Annotated in this window: 1 tRNA gene; it reads left to right on the forward strand. The window is 35.3% G+C overall.

Annotated features, from left to right (window positions below):
* Positions 1–393: 393 nt before the first annotated feature.
* Positions 394–485, forward strand: a tRNA-Sec gene (locus ASV53_RS24470).
* Positions 486–535: the final 50 nt, after the last annotated feature.

Consider the following 535-nt stretch of genomic DNA (forward strand, 5'->3'; position numbering starts at 1 on the left):
TGAAACAGAGCATAACTCGTATTTAATGTTTTAAAAGACAACTCATCACTCAAATTTCATATGCCATCGTTAAAAAACCGACCAAAATGTTAATTTAAAATAAACTTAAACTCACAATTTTAACAATAAACCAATAGGTGGCATTTGCTATTACCATACAGTCACCTACAATCATAGTTATCCATTAAGTCGTAGTAGCAAACGGTACTTTCTGCTCGTATTTTACTCACAAGCCTATCCCTATACTCCTTTCGGATTAATAAGTCTGTTAACTCAGTTACTTAATAGTAGTTAAGTTGCATAAGTTTGTCAGTTTGGAGAAAACATCACAAAACACTCGTAAACTACTTTTAAGTCATTAAATTTTCTGATTATATTAGCACATCAAAACGCGGAAGCGGATGGGGTCTGGTGGCCCTCCCGGTCTTCAAAACCGATGTGAGCTGAATAGGCTTTGGTAGGTTCGATTCCTGCTCCTTCCGCCAATCAATTTAGAACCTTGAATCTATTTACACCATTCGGATTAGATTTATTT

Origin of the sequence: Photobacterium sanguinicancri (assembly GCF_002265265.1) — a bacterium.
In the GTDB taxonomy this organism is placed as follows: Bacteria; Pseudomonadota; Gammaproteobacteria; order Enterobacterales; family Vibrionaceae; genus Photobacterium; species Photobacterium sanguinicancri.